Source organism: Superficieibacter sp. HKU1, assembly GCF_029319185.1.
Classification (GTDB): Bacteria; Pseudomonadota; Gammaproteobacteria; order Enterobacterales; family Enterobacteriaceae; genus Superficieibacter.
The window spans coordinates 3,603,855-3,621,677 of the sequence record NZ_CP119754.1 but is presented as its reverse complement, the minus strand read 5'-3'; the positions used below and the strand labels follow the sequence as shown (position 1 = coordinate 3,621,677).

At 55.9% G+C, this 17,823-nt stretch carries 18 protein-coding genes; 16 read left to right on the top strand and 2 right to left on the bottom strand.

What is annotated here, in order from left to right; all coding sequences use genetic code 11:
• Positions 1–149: 149 nt before the first annotated feature.
• From cysJ to cysH, 3 genes are all read left to right on the top strand, one after another.
• Entirely contained in the window at positions 150–1,955 is a 1,806-nt protein-coding gene (gene cysJ / locus P0H77_RS17185; protein ID WP_276158505.1) for an NADPH-dependent assimilatory sulfite reductase flavoprotein subunit, read from the top strand.
• Entirely contained in the window at positions 1,955–3,667 is a 1,713-nt protein-coding gene (cysI, locus tag P0H77_RS17180; RefSeq protein ID WP_276158504.1) for an assimilatory sulfite reductase (NADPH) hemoprotein subunit, read from the top strand. The genes cysJ and cysI overlap by 1 nt, the downstream gene beginning before the upstream one ends.
• 105 nt (positions 3,668–3,772) lie before the next feature.
• Positions 3,773–4,507, top strand: a complete 735-nt coding sequence (gene cysH / locus P0H77_RS17175) for a phosphoadenosine phosphosulfate reductase (protein WP_276158503.1) — start codon at positions 3,773–3,775, stop codon at positions 4,505–4,507.
• A 92-nt stretch (positions 4,508–4,599) separates the two neighbouring features.
• Here the strand turns inward: cysH and P0H77_RS17170 are convergent, their stop codons facing one another.
• A complete protein-coding gene (locus P0H77_RS17170) occupies positions 4,600–5,643 on the bottom strand; it encodes an aminopeptidase (RefSeq protein WP_276158502.1) in 1,044 nt (347 codons plus the stop codon).
• A gap of 246 nt (positions 5,644–5,889) precedes the next feature.
• Here P0H77_RS17170 and cysG point away from each other — a divergent pair, with 246 nt between their 5' ends.
• The 13 genes from cysG to rpoS all read left to right on the top strand — a co-directional run bounded on the left by cysG (position 5,890) and on the right by rpoS (position 17,057).
• On the top strand, positions 5,890–7,296 hold the full coding sequence (gene cysG, locus P0H77_RS17165; protein ID WP_276165168.1) for a siroheme synthase CysG: 1,407 nt from the start codon (positions 5,890–5,892) through the stop codon (positions 7,294–7,296).
• A gap of 9 nt (positions 7,297–7,305) precedes the next feature.
• Positions 7,306–8,214 carry a sulfate adenylyltransferase subunit CysD gene (gene cysD / locus P0H77_RS17160; protein WP_176919354.1) on the top strand — a complete coding sequence of 303 codons (909 nt, stop codon included), beginning with the start codon at positions 7,306–7,308 and terminating at the stop codon, positions 8,212–8,214.
• 9 nt (positions 8,215–8,223) lie between these two features.
• Positions 8,224–9,651 (top strand): sulfate adenylyltransferase subunit CysN, encoded by a 1,428-nt coding sequence (cysN, locus tag P0H77_RS17155; RefSeq protein WP_276158501.1) that lies wholly within the window; start codon positions 8,224–8,226, stop codon positions 9,649–9,651.
• Positions 9,651–10,256 carry an adenylyl-sulfate kinase gene (cysC, locus tag P0H77_RS17150; protein WP_276158500.1) on the top strand — a complete coding sequence of 202 codons (606 nt, stop codon included), beginning with the start codon at positions 9,651–9,653 and terminating at the stop codon, positions 10,254–10,256. Before cysN ends, cysC begins: the two co-directional genes overlap by 1 nt.
• Before the next feature lie 51 nt (positions 10,257–10,307).
• Positions 10,308–10,631 carry a DUF3561 family protein gene (locus P0H77_RS17145; protein ID WP_176919351.1) on the top strand — a complete coding sequence of 108 codons (324 nt, stop codon included), beginning with the start codon at positions 10,308–10,310 and terminating at the stop codon, positions 10,629–10,631.
• 175 nt (positions 10,632–10,806) lie between these two features.
• Entirely contained in the window at positions 10,807–11,118 is a 312-nt protein-coding gene (gene ftsB / locus P0H77_RS17140) for a cell division protein FtsB (protein ID WP_176919350.1), read from the top strand.
• A gap of 18 nt (positions 11,119–11,136) precedes the next feature.
• Positions 11,137–11,847, top strand: a complete 711-nt coding sequence (gene ispD, locus P0H77_RS17135) for a 2-C-methyl-D-erythritol 4-phosphate cytidylyltransferase (protein ID WP_276158499.1) — start codon at positions 11,137–11,139, stop codon at positions 11,845–11,847.
• Positions 11,847–12,326, top strand: a complete 480-nt coding sequence (gene ispF, locus P0H77_RS17130; protein ID WP_176919348.1) for a 2-C-methyl-D-erythritol 2,4-cyclodiphosphate synthase — start codon at positions 11,847–11,849, stop codon at positions 12,324–12,326. The genes ispD and ispF overlap by 1 nt, the downstream gene beginning before the upstream one ends.
• On the top strand, positions 12,323–13,372 hold the full coding sequence (gene truD / locus P0H77_RS17125; protein WP_276158498.1) for a tRNA pseudouridine(13) synthase TruD: 1,050 nt from the start codon (positions 12,323–12,325) through the stop codon (positions 13,370–13,372). Before ispF ends, truD begins: the two co-directional genes overlap by 4 nt.
• Positions 13,353–14,111, top strand: a complete 759-nt coding sequence (surE, locus tag P0H77_RS17120) for a 5'/3'-nucleotidase SurE (protein ID WP_276158497.1) — start codon at positions 13,353–13,355, stop codon at positions 14,109–14,111. The genes truD and surE overlap by 20 nt, the downstream gene beginning before the upstream one ends.
• On the top strand, positions 14,108–14,734 hold the full coding sequence (locus P0H77_RS17115; protein WP_176919345.1) for a protein-L-isoaspartate(D-aspartate) O-methyltransferase: 627 nt from the start codon (positions 14,108–14,110) through the stop codon (positions 14,732–14,734). Before surE ends, P0H77_RS17115 begins: the two co-directional genes overlap by 4 nt.
• A 176-nt stretch (positions 14,735–14,910) precedes the next feature.
• Positions 14,911–16,005, top strand: a complete 1,095-nt coding sequence (gene nlpD / locus P0H77_RS17110; protein ID WP_276165167.1) for a murein hydrolase activator NlpD — start codon at positions 14,911–14,913, stop codon at positions 16,003–16,005.
• 59 nt (positions 16,006–16,064) lie between these two features.
• Positions 16,065–17,057 carry an RNA polymerase sigma factor RpoS gene (gene rpoS, locus P0H77_RS17105; RefSeq protein WP_103675254.1) on the top strand — a complete coding sequence of 331 codons (993 nt, stop codon included), beginning with the start codon at positions 16,065–16,067 and terminating at the stop codon, positions 17,055–17,057.
• A gap of 50 nt (positions 17,058–17,107) precedes the next feature.
• Here the strand turns inward: rpoS and pphB are convergent, their stop codons facing one another.
• Positions 17,108–17,764, bottom strand: coding sequence for a protein-serine/threonine phosphatase (gene pphB / locus P0H77_RS17100; protein ID WP_276158496.1), 657 nt, complete (start codon positions 17,762–17,764; stop codon positions 17,108–17,110).
• Positions 17,765–17,823: the final 59 nt, after the last annotated feature.

Sequence of the window (17,823 nt, the reverse complement as noted above, 5' to 3'; positions counted from 1 at the left end):
CCGCTAATAACTATCTGAAAATCAGGTTAGTCGATTTGGTTATTTATTATTTCCATCCCTTCTTTAATTGTTATTATCCTGGTCGTTAACCTTACATTCTCTTCTGTTTTTTAATTGAAAACAGCTTTGCTACTGGAACATGACGACGCATGACGACACAGGCCCCACCTTCCGCTTTGCTTCCGCTAAACCCGGAGCAACTGGCGCGCCTCCAGGCGGCCACGACCGATTTAACCCCGACCCAGCTTGCCTGGGTGTCCGGCTATTTTTGGGGCGTGCTAAATCAGCAGCCCGGCGCTGCCGTCGCGGCACCTGCTCCGGTCGCAGAAACCACCACCATTACCCTGCTCTCAGCGTCGCAGACCGGCAATGCCCGCCGCGTAGCGGAAGCACTGCGTGACGATCTGCTGGCAGCCAAACTTAACGTTAACCTGGTCAACGCGGGCGACTATAAATTCAAACAAATCGTCAATGAAAAACTGCTGGTTGTCGTTGCCTCCACGCAGGGGGAAGGGGAGCCGCCGGAGGAAGCGGTAGCTCTGCATAAATTCCTGACCTCCAAAAAAGCGCCGAAGCTGGAGAATACCGCCTTTGCGGTCTTTGGTCTTGGCGACACCTCTTATGAATTCTTTTGTCAGTGCGGGAAAGATTTTGACGGAAGGCTGGCGGAACTGGGCGGTGAACGTCTGCTGGACCGCGTTGATGCTGACGTCGAGTACCAAAATGCCGCCGCCGAATGGCGCGCGCGGGTGGTTGAGATCCTGAAAGCCCGCGTACCGAAAGAGACGCCAGCACAGGCCGCCGCCACGGCAGCCGGCGCGGTGAATGAGGTTCACTCCAGCCCCTATACTAAAGAAGCGCCGCTGGCGGCGGCGCTCTCGGTGAATCAAAAAATCACCGGGCGCAACTCGGAAAAAGACGTTCGCCATATTGAAATCGACCTCGGGGATTCTGGTCTGCGCTATCAGCCGGGCGACGCGCTCGGCGTCTGGTATCAAAACGATCCTGCGCTGGTCAATGAACTGATCGAACTGCTGTGGCTGAAGGGCGATGAGCCGGTCACGGTGGACGGTAAAACGCTGCCGCTGGCCGAAGCATTGCAGTGGCATTTTGAACTGACGGTTAACACGGCCAATATCGTTGAGAACTACGCGACGCTTTCACGCAGTGAGGCATTGCTGCCGCTGGCCGGCGACAAAGCGCAGCTTCAGCACTACGCGGCTATCACGCCGATTGTCGATATGGTGCGTTTTTCCCCTGCGCAACTGGATGCCCAGACCCTGATCGATCTGCTGCGTCCGCTGACGCCGCGCCTGTATTCCATCGCTTCTGCTCAGGCGGAAGCTGAAAACGAAGTTCACGTTACCGTTGGCGTCGTGCGCTACGAAGTGGAAGGCCGTGCCCGTGCGGGTGGCGCTTCCAGTTTCCTCGCCGATCGTGTTGAAGACGAGGGCGAAGTGCGGATCTTTATCGAGCATAACGATAACTTCCGCCTGCCTGCAAATCCTGAAACGCCGGTGATCATGATTGGCCCCGGTACCGGTATCGCGCCGTTCCGCGCCTTTATGCAGCAGCGCGCCGCCGATGAAGCGCCGGGTAAAAACTGGCTGTTTTTTGGTAATCCCCATTTCACCGAAGATTTTCTCTATCAGGTGGAATGGCAGCGCTACGTTAAAGAGGGCGTGCTGAGCCGTATCGATCTGGCCTGGTCTCGTGACCAAAAAGAAAAAATATACGTACAAGATAAACTGCGCGAACAGGGCGCAGAGCTGTGGCGCTGGATAAACGATGGTGCCCATATTTATGTCTGCGGCGACGCCAATCGTATGGCGAAAGACGTTGAGCAGGCTTTGCTGGAAGTGATAGCTGAATTCGGCGGCATGGACCTCGAATCGGCGGACGAATATTTAAGTGAGCTGCGCGTTGAGCGCCGTTATCAGCGAGATGTCTACTAATGAGCGAAAAACATCCAGGCCCACTGGTGGTCGAAGGTAAACTGGTTGATGCCGAGCGCATGAAGCTCGAAAGCAACTACCTGCGCGGCACCATTGCCGAAGATTTAAATGATGGTCTGACCGGCGGCTTTAAAGGCGACAACTTCCTGCTGATCCGCTTTCACGGCATGTATCAGCAGGACGATCGTGATATCCGCGCCGAGCGTGCGGAGCAGAAGCTGGAGCCGCGTCATGCGATGCTGCTGCGCTGCCGTCTGCCGGGTGGGGTGATCACCACTCAACAGTGGCAGGCGATAGATAAGTTTGCGGGCGAGAATACGATTTACGGCAGTATCCGCCTGACGAACCGTCAGACGTTCCAGTTCCACGGCATCCTGAAAAAGAACGTGAAGCCGGTACACCAGATGCTGCATTCAGTTGGGCTGGACGCGCTGGCGACCGCCAACGACATGAACCGTAACGTGCTGTGTACGTCGAACCCGTATGAATCTCAGCTTCATGCCGAAGCCTACGAGTGGGCGAAGAAGATCTCCGAACATCTGCTGCCGCGCACCCGTGCCTATGCGGAGATCTGGCTCGATCAGGAGAAAGTCGCTACGACCGATGAGGAACCGATCCTCGGCCAGACCTATCTGCCGCGTAAGTTCAAAACCACGGTCGTGATCCCGCCGCAGAACGATATCGATCTGCACGCCAACGACATGAACTTCGTCGCGGTTGCAGAGAACGGCAAACTGGTGGGCTTCAACCTGCTGGTCGGCGGCGGTTTGTCCATTGAGCACGGTAATAAAAAAACCTATGCTCGTACCGCGAGCGAGTTTGGCTACCTGCCGCTGGAGCATACCCTGGCGGTGGCGGAAGCCGTGGTGACAACCCAGCGCGACTGGGGCAACCGTACCGATCGTAAAAACGCGAAAACCAAATATACCCTGGAGCGCGTCGGCGTCGAGACCTTTAAAGCGGAAGTGGAACGCCGGGCGGGCATTACATTTGAGCCGATCCGTCCGTACGAATTCACTGGTCGCGGCGATCGCATCGGCTGGGTAAAAGGCATCGACAATAAATGGCATCTGACGCTGTTTATTGAGAACGGACGTATTCTTGATTATCCGGGACGTCCGCTGAAAACCGGGCTGCTGGAGATCGCGAAGATCCATAAAGGCGAATTCCGCATTACCGCTAATCAGAACCTGATTATTGCCGGTGTGCCGGATAGCCAGAAGGCAAAAATCGAGAAGCTGGCCCGCGAACATGGCCTGATGAATGCCGTGAAGCCGCAGCGCGAGAACTCCATGGCCTGCGTGTCGTTCCCGACCTGCCCACTGGCGATGGCCGAAGCCGAGCGCTTTCTGCCGTCGTTCACGGATAAAGTGGAAGCCGTACTGGAGAAGCACAGTATCCCGGATGAGCATATCGTGATGCGCGTTACCGGCTGTCCAAACGGCTGTGGGCGAGCAATGCTGGCCGAACTGGGGCTGGTAGGCAAAGCACCGGGACGCTACAACCTGCACCTTGGCGGCAACCGCATCGGGACACGGATCCCGCGGATGTATCGTGAAAATATTACCGAACCTGAAATTCTCGACACGATTGACGAGTTAGTCGGGCGCTGGGCGAAAGAGCGCGAAGCGGGTGAAGGCTTCGGCGACTTTACGGTGCGTGCGGGCATCATTCGCCCGGTGCTCGATCCCGCAAGGGATCTCTGGGAGTAACCGGAACTGCGCCAGAGGGCAGCTTCGCCTGAAGAGGCGGCTACCGTAAAATGTAGGCCGGGTAAGCGCAGCGCCACCCGGCAGAACGCCAAAAGTGAGGAACCTATGTCCATACTCGATCTAAAAGCCCTCAATGAACTCCCGAAAGCGGAGCGCGAGCAGGCGCTTGCGGAGACTAATACCCGGCTGGAAACGCTCACCGCAGAAGATCGCGTAGCCTGGGCGCTGGAAAATCTGCCCGGTGAATACGTCCTCTCCTCAAGCTTTGGCATTCAGGCGGCGGTCAGTCTGCATCTGGTCAATCAGATCAGCCCGGACATCCCGGTGATCCTGACCGATACCGGTTATCTGTTCCCGGAAACCTACCGGTTTATTGATGAGTTAACGGACAAACTCAAGCTAAACCTCAACGTCTACCGGGCAAATGAAAGCCCTGCCTGGCAGGAAGCCCGCTATGGCAAACTGTGGGAGCAGGGCGTTGAAGGCATTGAGAAATACAATGAGATCAATAAAGTCGAGCCGATGAACCGGGCGCTGACCGATCTTAACGCCCAAACCTGGTTCGCCGGTCTGCGCCGGGAACAGTCCGGCAGCCGCGCTCATCTTCCGGTGCTCGGCATACAGCGCGGCGTGTTTAAGGTACTGCCGATCATCGACTGGGATAACCGCACGGTCTATCAGTATTTGCAAAAGCACGGCCTGAAATACCATCCGCTGTGGGATGAAGGTTATTTGTCCGTGGGGGATACCCATACTACCCGCAAATGGGAGCCGGGAATGGCGGAAGAGGAGACGCGGTTCTTTGGGCTGAAAAGAGAGTGCGGGCTGCACGAGGGGTAATGCTTTATCCAGCGACATGACGCTTATCGGGTCTGGAAATGACCGGACCGGTTCAGACCCGATAAGGTATGTTTTCGCTATCGGCAAAAACGCTATTTTTTTCCCGCCTTCGCCAGCTCCTTCACCAGCGGCAGCATCACGTTCACCACATCCCGGCTACGGTGCGCAATCCGGCCCGGCAGCGCCTTATCGATATACTGCTGATTATCAATACGCACGTCATGCCAGCTTTTTCCCGCCGGGAAATCGCGCGATTTTTTGCGCTGCTGATAGCCGTCTTTATTCCCCAGCGACCAGTTGGTTGCTTCAACCGACAGCACCGGAATGCCGGCCTTATCGAAAGGTTCGGCGTCATTGCAGCAGCTGGTGCCTTCAGGATAAGCGGAATTTAGGCCGGGATTAATGGTAGCCGCGATGCCATGATTTCTGGCAATCACCAGCGCCCGATCGCGGGTAAGTGTGCGTACGGCCGCGGGCGTGCTTTTACCGCTGTTAAAATAGAGTTTGTCACCGACAATAAGATTATCGAGATTAATGACCAGCAGGGTATTTTTCTTCTCGGCGTCGCTCATGCGAGAGAGCAAACTCTCTGCACCGAGCTTGCCTTCTTCCTCGCCGCTGGTAGCAATAAAGCGAATGCCGTACTGCGTCGGAATATTTTTCAGGGCGGCGGCGAGTTCGAGCATCACCCCCAGCCCGGCGGCGTTGTCGTCAATGCCCTGTAGCGTCAGCCCGCCCAGATTATGCGCCACATCCGCATCGCTGTGCGGCGCATACGTGTCCAGGTGCGCCATAATCACGATCTGCTGTTTGGCACGGCCTTCATGGGCGGCAATGACCGTGCTGCCCGTAACGTTATGCCAGTTCTGCTGTTTATCTGCGGAGGTATAAAGGTAGCGACCGTGGAACGTCCGTATATCACTTTGGTAGCCCATGGTGGCAAACTGCTGGCGCAGATAATCCGCTGCCAGCATCTCTGCGGGCGTGCCGGTCATGCGGCCGGGAAAATAGGTGGCAATATAGCGAGCCTGAGTACTGGCAAACTCTCCTGGAGGTGTCGATTTCGCCAGAGCGGGAAGGGCAAAGCATACGCTGAACGCCAGGGCAGCCAGGCTGCGGCGCGATGCGGACAACATAAAATATCCTTAAAGAAATACAAAAACTCGACGCTCACAGTATGAAACTGTGATCGACGTTACACAATTTGAAATCCTCCTAAAGTCCAGAAAATACGTGGGTTAAGCACTTTTTGATATTAGCTTTCCCCGGATGTTATTCCTTTGAGGAACTACTCATTCCATTTCGTAATTTCATTTGATCTAAGGCGGGCCCTATAGTCCCCCTAATACCTGATGTTTGTGAGTCGTTACGCTGTGGAATACCTGCCCCTGTTTGCTGCCCTGAAAGATCGCCCCGTACTGGTTATTGGCGGCGGCGAAATTGCCAGCCGTAAAATTGCGTTCCTGCGCCGGGCAGGAGCCAGAGTGCAGGTGGTGGCCGCGCGTCTTAATGCAGAACTGGCCAGCCTGGCTGAACAGCAGCAGATCCACTGGCGGGCGACGGAATTTGCTGAACCGCAAATCGACGAGGTTTTTCTGGTGATTGCCGCCACCGATGACGGTGAACTGAATCAGCGCGTATTCGCGGCGGCAAACGCCCGTCACCGGCTGGTTAACGTTGTCGATAACCAGCCGCTGTGCTCGTTTATCTTTCCGTCGATTGTCGATCGTTCGCCGCTGCTGGTGGCGATCTCTTCCGGCGGTAATGCGCCGGTACTGGCGCGCCTGCTGCGGGAAAAAATTGAGGCGCTGCTGCCGAAAGATCTGGGGAAGATGGCGGAGGTAGCTGGCCGCTGGCGGGAGCGTATTAAAACGCATCTTCACTCTACGGCGGAACGTCGACGGTTCTGGGAGCGCGCCTTTCGCGGGCGCTTCGCCAGCCTGATGGCAGCGGGAAATCAGCAGGCTGCCGAACAGGTGCTGGAAGAGACATTACGCCAGCCGGCGCGCGTGCAGGGTGAAATTATTCTGGTCGGCGCGGGGCCGGGCGATGCCGGACTGCTGACCCTGCGGGGCTTGCAGGTGCTCCAGCAGGCCGACGTGGTGTTTTACGATCATCTGGTGACTGAGGAAATTCGCGAACTGGTGCGCCGCGATGCGGAGCTGATCTGCGTGGGGAAACGCGCCGGTAAACACGCGGTGCCGCAGCATGAAACCAATCAGATGCTGATTGAGGCAGCGCGGGAGGGTAAAACCGTGGTGCGCCTGAAAGGCGGCGATCCGTTTATTTTCGGGCGCGGCGGAGAAGAACTGCAGGCCGCCGCCGCAGCCGGCATTCCGTTTCAGGTGGTGCCTGGCGTGACGGCCGCTTCCGGCGCGACGGCGTATGCGGGCATTCCGCTGACCCACCGCGAACATGCGCAAAGCGTCACTTTTGTGACCGGACATTATAAGCCCGACAGCGCCCCGTTTGACTGGGCGCAGCTGGCGCAGAGCCGTCAGACGCTGGCGATTTACATGGGCACCATGAAAGCCGCGGAAATCAGCGCGCAGCTTATTCAGCATGGCCGACATGAACATACGCCGGTGGCGGTGATTTCGCGCGGCACGCGTGCTGACCAGACGGTCAGCACGGGCACATTACAACAACTCGAAAACCTGGCTAAAGATGCGCCGATGCCTGCTCTGCTGGTGATCGGCGAGGTGGTGAATCTGCATCACGAGCTGGCCTGGTTTCAACACACAACAGGTGCGGAAGCGTTCAGCGCATCCGTGGTTAATCTGGCTTAAGGAACGGTTATGGATCAAAAACGACTGACTCACCTGCGGCAACTGGAGGCGGAAAGCATCCATATTATCCGTGAAGTTGCCGCCGAGTTTTCTAATCCGGTGATGCTTTACTCAATTGGTAAAGACTCCAGCGTCATGCTGCACCTGGCGCGTAAAGCGTTCTATCCGGGGACGCTGCCGTTTCCGCTGCTGCACGTCGATACCGGCTGGAAGTTCCGTGAAATGTACGAGTTCCGCGACCGTACCGCTAAAGCCTATGGCTGCGAGCTGCTGGTGCATAAGAACCCGGAAGGGGTGGCAATGGGGATCAACCCATTTGTGCACGGCAGCGCAAAACATACCGATATTATGAAAACCGAGGGGCTGAAGCAGGCGCTGAATAAATACGGTTTTGACGCGGCATTTGGCGGCGCGCGTCGCGATGAAGAAAAATCGCGCGCCAAAGAGCGTATTTACTCTTTCCGCGACCGTTTCCATCGCTGGGACCCGAAAAACCAGCGTCCGGAACTGTGGCACAACTATAACGGCCAGGTGAATAAGGGCGAAAGCATCCGCGTCTTCCCGCTGTCCAACTGGACCGAACAGGATATCTGGCAGTATATCTGGCTGGAAAATATCGACATCGTGCCGCTTTATTTAGCCGCTGAGCGTCCGGTGCTGGAGCGTGATGGCATGTTGATGATGATTGACGACGGACGCATTGATTTGCAACCGGGCGAAGTGATCCAGCAGCGGATGGTGCGTTTTCGCACCCTTGGCTGCTGGCCGCTGACCGGCGCGGTCGAGTCGCAGGCGCAAACGCTGCCGGAAATCATTGAAGAGATGCTGGTTTCCACCACCAGTGAACGTCAGGGGCGCGTGATTGACCGCGACCAGGCCGGCTCGATGGAGCTGAAGAAACGTCAGGGATACTTTTAAGGAGCCGCCATGAATACGACAATTGCGCAACAAATTGCCAACGAAGGCGGCGTAGAGGCCTGGATGCACGCTCAGCAGTATAAAAGCCTGCTGCGTTTCCTGACCTGCGGCAGCGTGGACGACGGTAAAAGCACGCTAATTGGCCGCCTGCTGCACGACACGCGGCAGATTTATGAAGATCAGCTTTCCTCGCTGCATAACGACAGCAAACGTCACGGCACCCAGGGTGAGAAGCTGGATCTGGCGCTGCTGGTAGACGGCCTGCAGGCCGAACGCGAGCAGGGCATCACCATTGACGTGGCCTACCGCTATTTCTCCACGGAAAAGCGTAAATTTATCATCGCCGATACGCCGGGGCACGAGCAGTACACGCGCAATATGGCGACCGGGGCATCCACCTGCGATCTGGCGATCCTGCTGATCGACGCGCGTAAAGGCGTACTGGATCAGACCCGTCGTCACAGCTTTATCTCCACGCTGCTGGGGATCAAGCATCTGGTGGTGGCGATCAATAAAATGGATCTCGTCGACTTTAGCGAAGAGACCTTTAACCGCATTCGTGAAGATTATCTGACCTTCGCGGCGCAGCTGCCGGGCAATCTGGATATCCGTTTTGTGCCGCTGTCGGCGCTGGAAGGCGATAATGTTGCCGGTGCCAGCGGTAAGATGCCGTGGTATAGCGGCCCGACGCTGCTGGAAGTGCTGGAAACCGTTGAGATCCAGCGCGTGGTCGATCGGCAGCCGATGCGCTTCCCGGTGCAGTACGTTAACCGTCCAAACCTCGATTTCCGGGGTTATTCCGGTACGGTCGCTTCCGGGACCGTCAACGTCGGCCAGCGGATCAAAGTCCTGCCGTCCGGCGTGGAATCCACCGTGGCGCGTATCGTTACCTTTGACGGAGATTTAGAGGCCGCGGCAGCGGGGGAAGCCATTACGCTGGTGCTGAAAGATGAAATTGACATCAGCCGCGGCGATCTGTTGCTGGATGCCAGCGAATCACTGCCTGCGGTACAACGCGCCTCGGTCAACGTGGTGTGGATGACCGAGCAGCCGCTGACGGCGGGGCAAAGTCTGGATATTAAAATTGCCGGCAAGAAAACGCGTGCGCGGGTGGATGCGATTCGCCATCAGTTTGATATCAATAACCTGACCCAGCACGCCGCGGAGGATCTGCCGCTGAACGGTATCGGTCTGGTGGATCTCACCTTTGACGAGCCGCTGGTGCTCGATAAATACCAGGACAACCCGGTGACCGGCGGGATGATCTTTATTGATCGCCTCACCAACGTTACGGTCGGGGCCGGACTGGTGCAGGAAGCGTATGCGCAGGAGACCGCCGTGCCGTCTGAGTACAGCGCCTTCGAACTGGAAATGAACGCGCTGGTGCGTAAGCACTTCCCGCACTGGGGCGCGCGTGATTTGCTGGGAGGCAAATAATGGCGCAGCACGATGACAATGTCGTCTGGCACGCTCATCCGGTGACTGCGGCGCAGCGCGAGCAGCTCCACGGTCACCGTGGCGTAGTGCTGTGGTTTACCGGGCTTTCAGGCTCGGGTAAATCCACCGTCGCGGGGGCGCTGGAAGAGGCGCTGCATCGTCTGGGCGTCAGCACCTATCTGCTGGACGGCGACAACGTCCGCCACGGGCTATGCCGCGATCTCGGCTTCAGCGATGAAGATCGGAAAGAAAATATCCGCCGCGTGGGAGAGGTCGCGCGGCTGATGGTCGATGCGGGTCTGGTGGTGTTGACGGCCTTTATCTCGCCGCACCGTGCTGAACGGCAAATGGTGCGCGAGCAGGTGGGGGAGGGGCGTTTCTTCGAAATCTTTGTGGATACGCCGCTGGCGATCTGTGAAACGCGCGATCCGAAAGGGTTATACAAAAAAGCGCGGGCAGGAGAATTACCCCATTTTACCGGCATTGATTCCGTCTACGAAGCGCCGGAAAGCGCGGAAATGCATCTTGATGGTGAACAATTAGTAACAAATTTGGTTAACCGATTATTAGATCTGCTCAGACAGAGCGATATTATCAGATCCTGATACGCAACCGGGCGAAGCCATCGTCCGGTTGGCCAGGCAACAGGATTAGATATGCGCAATAGCCAAAATTTAAGCATCACCACGACTGAGTCGCTAACGGCCGATGAAGAGACCACCTGGTCTTTTCCCGGTGCCGTGGTGGGGTTTATCTCATGGCTGCTGGCGGCGGGTATTCCCTTTCTCATCTATGGCCCCAATACGCTGTTTTTCTTTCTCTATACCTGGCCTTTCTTTCTGGCGCTGATGCCGGTCGCCGTCGTGGTCGGCATCGCGCTTTATTCTCTGCTGAATGGCAAATTTCTTTATACCTCTGTCGCCACGGCGCTAACCGTTATTGCGATGTTTGGCATTCTGTTTATGTGGCTGATGGGGTAGATTCTTCCTGACGCTGAATTATGATTGAACAACGCATCTGGCCTCATTATTACGTGGCATACTTACCTGTGGGCAAAATATGGTACATTTGGCGCGTTCACGCGGTGTCGCCCGCCGCCGGGGTAGAGTCCTCGGGCGAGTTATGGGATGATGATGCCGTTTTTCAGGGGGCAGGATGGGTAAACTAACGCTGATATTGCTGGCTTTACTGGTCTGGCTACAGTATTCGCTGTGGTTTGGCAAAAATGGATTACATGATTACAGCCGCGTCAGCGATGATGTCCAGGTCCAGCAAACCACAAACGCAAAATTAAAAGCGCGCAACGATCAACTCTTTGCGGAAATTGACGATCTTAACGGTGGTCAGGAAGCGATCGAAGAACGCGCGCGTAATGAACTGAGTATGACCCGACCGGGCGAAACCTTTTATCGTCTGGTGCCGGATGCGTCTAAACGCAATCTGAGTGCAGGGCAAAATAATCGATAACAGGCCCAGGAACGCAAGATGGCAGCAACTTTTCCAGGCGTTTGCGCCGTGGTTCCGGCAGCCGGTTTTGGCCGCCGCATGCAGACGGAGTGCCCGAAACAATACCTCTCAATTGGTAACAAAACGATTCTCGAACACGCGGTGGCAGCGCTTCTGGCGCACCCTCGCGTACAGCGGGTGATCATCGCCATTACGCCGGGTGATGTGCGCTTTCAGCAGTTGCCGCTGGCGAACCATCCACAGGTTACCGTCGTCGACGGCGGCAGCGAACGCGCCGATTCCGTACTGGCTGGCCTGAAGGCCGCAGGCGACGCCAGCTGGGTGCTGGTGCATGACGCCGCGCGCCCCTGCCTGTGTCAGGACGATCTGAATCGTCTGCTCGCGCTCAGTGAAACCAGCCGCGTGGGCGGTATTCTGGCTGCCCCGGTCCGCGATACCATGAAGCGCGGCGAGCCAGGGAAACCGGCCATCGCCCATACCGTCGATCGCAACGATCTCTGGCACGCGCTGACGCCACAATTCTTCCCGCGGGAACTGCTTACCGACTGCCTGACGCGCGCCCTTAATGAGGGCGCGATTATCACAGATGAAGCCTCTGCGCTGGAATACTGTGGTTTCCATCCCGAACTGATCCCCGGTCGCGCGGATAATATCAAAGTGACGCGTCCGGAAGATCTGGCGCTTGCCGAATTTTATCTCACCCGATTTCACCACCAGGAGCAGACATAATGCGAATTGGACACGGTTTTGATGTGCACGCTTTCGGCGGCGCAGGCCCGATTATCATTGGCGGCGTGCGCGTCCCTTACGAAAAAGGGCTGCTGGCCCACTCTGATGGTGATGTTGCACTCCATGCCCTGACCGATGCGCTGCTCGGCGCGGCGGCGCTGGGCGATATCGGCAAACTGTTCCCGGATACCGATCCGGCATTCAAAGGCGCCGACAGCCGTGAACTGCTGCGCGAGGCGTGGCGACGCATCCAGGCGAAAGGCTATACCCTTGGCAACGTTGATGTCACGATTATTGCCCAGGCCCCCAAAATGCTGCCGCATATCCCGCAAATGCGCATTTTCATCGCTGAAGATCTCGGCTGCCATATGGATGATGTTAACGTCAAAGCCACCACCACGGAAAAACTGGGCTTCACCGGCCGTGGGGAAGGTATTGCCTGTGAAGCGGTAGCCCTGCTGCATAAGGCGGCCAAATGATCGACGTCGAAAATCTGACGTACCTGCACGGCAAGCCGCAGGGGCAGGGACTGCTGAAAGCCAGCCCGGAGGATTTTCTGGTCGTCGAAGATCTCGGTTTTGCACCTGACGGTGAGGGCGAGCACGTCCTCGTGCGGATCCTGAAAAACGGCTGCAATACGCGTTTTGTCGCCGATGCGCTGGCGAAATTTCTTAACGTTCCGGCGCGTGAGGTCAGCTTTGCCGGGCAAAAAGATAAGCAGGCAGTGACGGAACAATGGCTGTGCGCCCGCGTGCCTGGCAAAGAGATGCCGGATCTCAGCGCCTTTCAGCTCGAGGGCTGTCAGGTACTGGAATACGCCCGCCATAAACGTAAGCTGCGTCCCGGGGCGTTAAAGGGCAATTATTTTACGCTGATCCTGCGTGAAGTCTCGCAGCGCGACAGCGTCGAACAGCGTTTACAGGCCATTCAGGCCGCGGGCGTGCCGAACTACTTTGGCGTGCAGCGCTTTGGCATCGGCGGCAGCAATCTTCAGGGGGCGTTACGCTGGGCACAAAGCGGCGGCCCGGTCCGCGATCGGAATAAACGCAGTTTTTGGTTGTCGGCAGCCCGTAGCGCGTTGTTTAATCAGATAGTCAGCACGCGTTTGAAAAAACCAGACTTTAATCAAGTTGTTGACGGCGATGCGCTACAATTAGCGGGGCGCGGGAGCTGGTTCGTGGCCGCTTCTGAAGAACAGGCCGAACTACAATCCCGCGTTGATAACCACGAGCTGATGATCACGGCGTCCCTTCCCGGTAGCGGCGAATGGGGCACGCAGCGCGAGGCGCTGGCCTTTGAGCAGGCCGCTATTGCAGAAGAAACGCTATTACAGCAGCTGCTGTTGCGTGAAAAAGTCGAGGCTTCACGCCGTGCTATGCTGCTTTATCCGCAGCAAATGAACTGGAACTGGTGGGATGACGTGACCGTGGAGTTACGCTTCTGGCTTCCGGCGGGCAGCTTTGCCACCAGCGTGGTCAGAGAACTTATTAACACTTCAGGTGATTATGCGAATATTGCTGAGTAACGATGACGGCATCCACGCACCAGGCATTCAGACGCTGGCGAAAGCGCTGCGTGAATTTGCCGAGGTGCAGGTGGTGGCCCCCGATCGTAATCGCAGCGGCGCATCAAACTCGCTGACGCTGGAATCCTCGCTGCGTACCTTTGAGTATGAAAACGGTGATATTGCGGTCCAGATGGGCACGCCGACGGACTGCGTTTATCTGGGCGTTAATGCGCTGATGCGCCCGCGTCCGGACGTCGTCGTCTCGGGGATTAACGCCGGGCCAAATCTTGGCGACGATGTGATCTACTCCGGCACCGTGGCAGCGGCGATGGAAGGGCGTCACCTTGGCTTTCCCGCGCTCGCCGTCTCACTGAACGGCCATAAACACTACGATACCGCGGCGGCGGTCACCTGTACGCTGCTGCGCGCGCTCAGCCGTGAGCCGCTGCGCACCGGGCGCATTCTCAATATCAACGTGCCGGATCTGCCTTTAGATCAAATTAAAGGCTTTCGCGTGACCCGCTGCGGCAGCCGCCATCCGGCCGATCAGGTGATCCCGCAGGAAGATCCGCGCGGCAACGTCCTGTACTGGATCGGCCCGCCCGGTGAAAAATTCGATGCGGGTCCGGAGACGGACTTCGCTGCGGTAGACGAAGGCTATGTTTCGGTTACGCCGCTGCACGTGGATTTAACCGCGCACAGCGCGCGTGACGTCGTTTCTGACTGGCTAACGCGAGCAGGAGCAGGCACGTCATGATAAGCAAACGCGTTCAGAGCCTTCTCGATCAACTACGTACTCAGGGAATAAAAGATGAGCATGTGCTTGAGGCCATCGCTCTGGTTCCGCGTGAAAAGTTTATCGATGAAGCGTTTGAACATCAGGCATGGGAGAACGTCGCGCTCCCTATCGGCCAGGGGCAGACCATTTCTCAGCCTTATATGGTGGCGAGAATGACCGAGCTGCTGGAACTGACGCCCGAATGCCGGGTGCTGGAAGTCGGCACCGGGTCCGGGTATCAGACGGCGATTCTGGCGCATCTTGTTCACCACGTCTGTTCCGTTGAACGGATTAAAAGCCTGCAGTGGCACGCACGGCGTCGCCTGAAACAACTCGATCTGCATAATGTTTCCACCCGTCATGGCGATGGCTGGCAGGGCTGGCACGCGCGTGCGCCTTTTGACGCCATCATCGTGACGGCCGCACCGCCTGAAATTCCGGCGGCACTGATGTCGCAGTTGGCTGATGGCGGCGTCCTTGTATTGCCCGTTGGCGATGAACACCAGTATCTTAAGCGGGTGTGCCGACGGGGAGATGAATTTATTATTGATACCGTTGAGGCAGTGCGCTTTGTTCCTCTGGTCAAAGGGGAGCTGGCCTGAGACCCGGATTTATCCTGGTTATTTCATGAAATTTCAGCGTATGGTGAACCTGTTTTCAGTGTTCGCACCGCTGCCTTGCACGGTTTTAAGTCACTGGTAGTTAACCTATTCCTGGGGGATAAATGAGCACGGGAAGCCCTAAATTCACCGTAAGCCGCGTGGCGGCATTATCACTGATTTCACTTTGTCTGGCAGGCTGCGGTAACTCGGACAGTACCCCGGCACCCGTAAGCTCTGTTAACGGCAACGCATCCGGCACGTCCAGTGCAGATTCCGGGATGCTCATCACGCCGCCTTCTAAAATGGGCAATTCAACGCCGGCACCGCAAACGCCGCAGATCCAGCCTGTTCAGCCAGTACAACCCGTGCAGCCGCAAACCATGCCGACGCAACCTGTTGCCCAGCAAAATGTGCAGGTTGAAAACGGTCGTATTGTTTACAACCGTAAATACGGCAATATCCCTAAAGGCAGCTATACCGGCGGCAGCACCTATACCGTTAAGCGTGGCGACACGCTGTTCTATATTGCGTGGGTGACCGGGAACGATTTCCGCGATCTGGCGCAGCGTAATAACGTGGCGGCACCCTATGCTTTGAACGTCGGACAGGTGCTTCAGGTGGGCAATGCATCCGGTACGCCAATCACCGGCGGCAACGCGGTGACGCAAGCGGATGCAAATGCACAAGGAATTGTCTTAAAACCTGCACAGAATTCAACCGTGCCTGTTGCATCCCAGCCAACAATTACATATTCTGAGGACTCAGGTGAACAAAGTGCTAACAAAATGTTGCCTAACAACCGCCCGACGACGAGTACACCCGTCACGGCACCTGTTACGGCGCCATCTACCGTCAGCACAACTGAACCGACAGCCAGCAGCACGACCACCAGCTCGCCTATCTCTACCTGGCGCTGGCCGACTGATGGCAACATTATCGAAAACTTCTCTGCCACCGAAAACGGCAATAAAGGGATCGATATTGCAGGTAGCAAAGGTCAGGCTATCATCGCGACCGCAGACGGTCGGGTTGTATATGCCGGGAATGCCCTGCGCGGTTACGGTAATCTAATCATCATCAAACATAACGATGATTACCTGAGTGCCTACGCCCATAACGATACAATGCTGGTCCGGGAGCAACAAGAGGTCAAGGCGGGGCAGAAAATAGCTACCATGGGTAGCACTGGAACCAGCTCTACACGTTTACATTTTGAAATTCGTTACAAGGGGAAATCCGTAAACCCGCTGCGTTACTTACCGCAGCGATAATCAGGCGGGATGCACTCACCAGTGTGTGTCGTCCAGGGATCACGGGTAGGAGCCACCTTATGAGTCAGAATACGCTGAAAGTTCATGATTTAAATGAAGACGCGCAATTTGATGAGAATGGAGTAGAGGCTTTTGATGAAAAAGCCTTAGTTGTTGAGGAACCTAGTGATAACGACCTGGCAGAGGAAGAACTGTTATCGCAAGGCGCTACACAACGTGTACTTGACGCGACACAGCTTTACCTCGGAGAAATTGGTTATTCTCCATTATTAACAGCGGAAGAAGAAGTTTACTTCGCCCGTCGCGCATTGCGCGGAGATGTCGCCTCACGTCGTCGCATGATTGAAAGTAACCTGCGTCTGGTCGTGAAAATTGCCCGTCGTTATGGTAATCGTGGTCTGGCGCTGCTGGATCTGATTGAAGAGGGCAATCTGGGGCTGATTCGTGCGGTTGAGAAATTTGATCCGGAACGTGGTTTCCGCTTCTCAACTTACGCGACGTGGTGGATCCGTCAGACCATTGAACGGGCGATCATGAATCAAACCCGTACGATTCGTCTGCCGATCCATATTGTCAAAGAGCTGAACGTTTATCTGCGTACCGCGCGTGAACTGTCCCACAAACTGGACCACGAGCCGAGTGCGGAAGAGATTGCTGAACAGCTGGACAAACCGGTTGATGACGTAAGCCGTATGCTGCGTCTTAACGAGCGCATCACCTCGGTAGACACCCCGCTGGGTGGCGATTCCGAAAAAGCGCTGCTGGACATTCTGGCCGATGAAAAAGACAACGGCCCGGAAGACACCACGCAAGACGATGACATGAAACAAAGCATCGTTAAATGGCTGTTCGAACTGAACGCCAAACAGCGTGAAGTGCTGGCGCGTCGTTTCGGTCTGCTGGGTTATGAAGCTGCAACGCTTGAAGATGTGGGCCGCGAAATCGGCCTGACACGTGAACGCGTTCGTCAGATCCAGGTTGAAGGTCTGCGCCGTCTGCGTGAAATCCTTCAGGCGCAGGGGCTGAATATCGAAGCGCTGTTCCGCGAGTAAATAATGCTATTTTAAAAAGGTCACTCTGATGAGTGGCCTTTTTTTATTATCTATTGCAACTGATAGAAGGCAAGCTTACCTGATGTTGCCGAGCCAGTATCAATATAGTGTTGATTAGCAAATAGTTGAATATGGTCGAAGATCATATGGCCGAAAATAAAATGGTCTGCCCCACCTATTATTTCACTCTTTCCTTCCAGCGATCTAAGAACGCGCTCTACTGACCATAAAACACCGTTAAGATCCACCGTCTTGCCAAATTGGTAATGCGTTGCCGGATAGTCTGCATGAGCAATAACATATAAGCCGCTTTCATTTTCGGCTTCAATAATGTGAGGTCGCTGGTGAAACGTTAAAAGCAACGTTATCGCTTCTTGCTGTTCTTCTTGCGTCAGATCGAAAAACCATGCTCCACCATTACCCAGCCACATATTGCCGTCCTGGGTGGCAAAGGCCTCCAGCGCCATCGCCTCATGATTACCCATCACTGAGATAAACCAGGGTTCGTTAAGCAGTCGCAAAACCTCCATATTTTCCGAACCACGATCGATATTATCGCCAACGGAAATTAATAAATCTTTTTCCCGGCAAAAACCAATGTCGGCAAGGCGCGATTGTAATAGTGAATAGCAGCCGTGAATATCACCCACGACCCAGATGTGCTGCCAGGCTGATGAATTTATTTTATGGTAGCGTACAGAGGACATGGAATTTCCGATGGAGGTGAAACAGGCTGGTATTATAACATTTCCTGCATCCACTTATC

Coding starts and splice junctions, on each gene's coding strand:
- cysJ (WP_276158505.1), top strand. CDS start 150: ATGACGACACAGGCCCCACCTTCCGCTTTGCTTCCGCTAAACCCGGAG.
- cysI (WP_276158504.1), top strand. CDS start 1,955: ATGAGCGAAAAACATCCAGGCCCACTGGTGGTCGAAGGTAAACTGGTT.
- cysH (WP_276158503.1), top strand. CDS start 3,773: ATGTCCATACTCGATCTAAAAGCCCTCAATGAACTCCCGAAAGCGGAG.
- P0H77_RS17170 (WP_276158502.1), bottom strand. CDS start 5,643: ATGTTGTCCGCATCGCGCCGCAGCCTGGCTGCCCTGGCGTTCAGCGTA.
- cysD (WP_176919354.1), top strand. CDS start 7,306: ATGGATCAAAAACGACTGACTCACCTGCGGCAACTGGAGGCGGAAAGC.
- cysN (WP_276158501.1), top strand. CDS start 8,224: ATGAATACGACAATTGCGCAACAAATTGCCAACGAAGGCGGCGTAGAG.
- cysC (WP_276158500.1), top strand. CDS start 9,651: ATGGCGCAGCACGATGACAATGTCGTCTGGCACGCTCATCCGGTGACT.
- P0H77_RS17145 (WP_176919351.1), top strand. CDS start 10,308: ATGCGCAATAGCCAAAATTTAAGCATCACCACGACTGAGTCGCTAACG.
- ftsB (WP_176919350.1), top strand. CDS start 10,807: ATGGGTAAACTAACGCTGATATTGCTGGCTTTACTGGTCTGGCTACAG.
- ispD (WP_276158499.1), top strand. CDS start 11,137: ATGGCAGCAACTTTTCCAGGCGTTTGCGCCGTGGTTCCGGCAGCCGGT.
- ispF (WP_176919348.1), top strand. CDS start 11,847: ATGCGAATTGGACACGGTTTTGATGTGCACGCTTTCGGCGGCGCAGGC.
- truD (WP_276158498.1), top strand. CDS start 12,323: ATGATCGACGTCGAAAATCTGACGTACCTGCACGGCAAGCCGCAGGGG.
- surE (WP_276158497.1), top strand. CDS start 13,353: ATGCGAATATTGCTGAGTAACGATGACGGCATCCACGCACCAGGCATT.
- P0H77_RS17115 (WP_176919345.1), top strand. CDS start 14,108: ATGATAAGCAAACGCGTTCAGAGCCTTCTCGATCAACTACGTACTCAG.
- rpoS (WP_103675254.1), top strand. CDS start 16,065: ATGAGTCAGAATACGCTGAAAGTTCATGATTTAAATGAAGACGCGCAA.
- pphB (WP_276158496.1), bottom strand. CDS start 17,764: ATGTCCTCTGTACGCTACCATAAAATAAATTCATCAGCCTGGCAGCAC.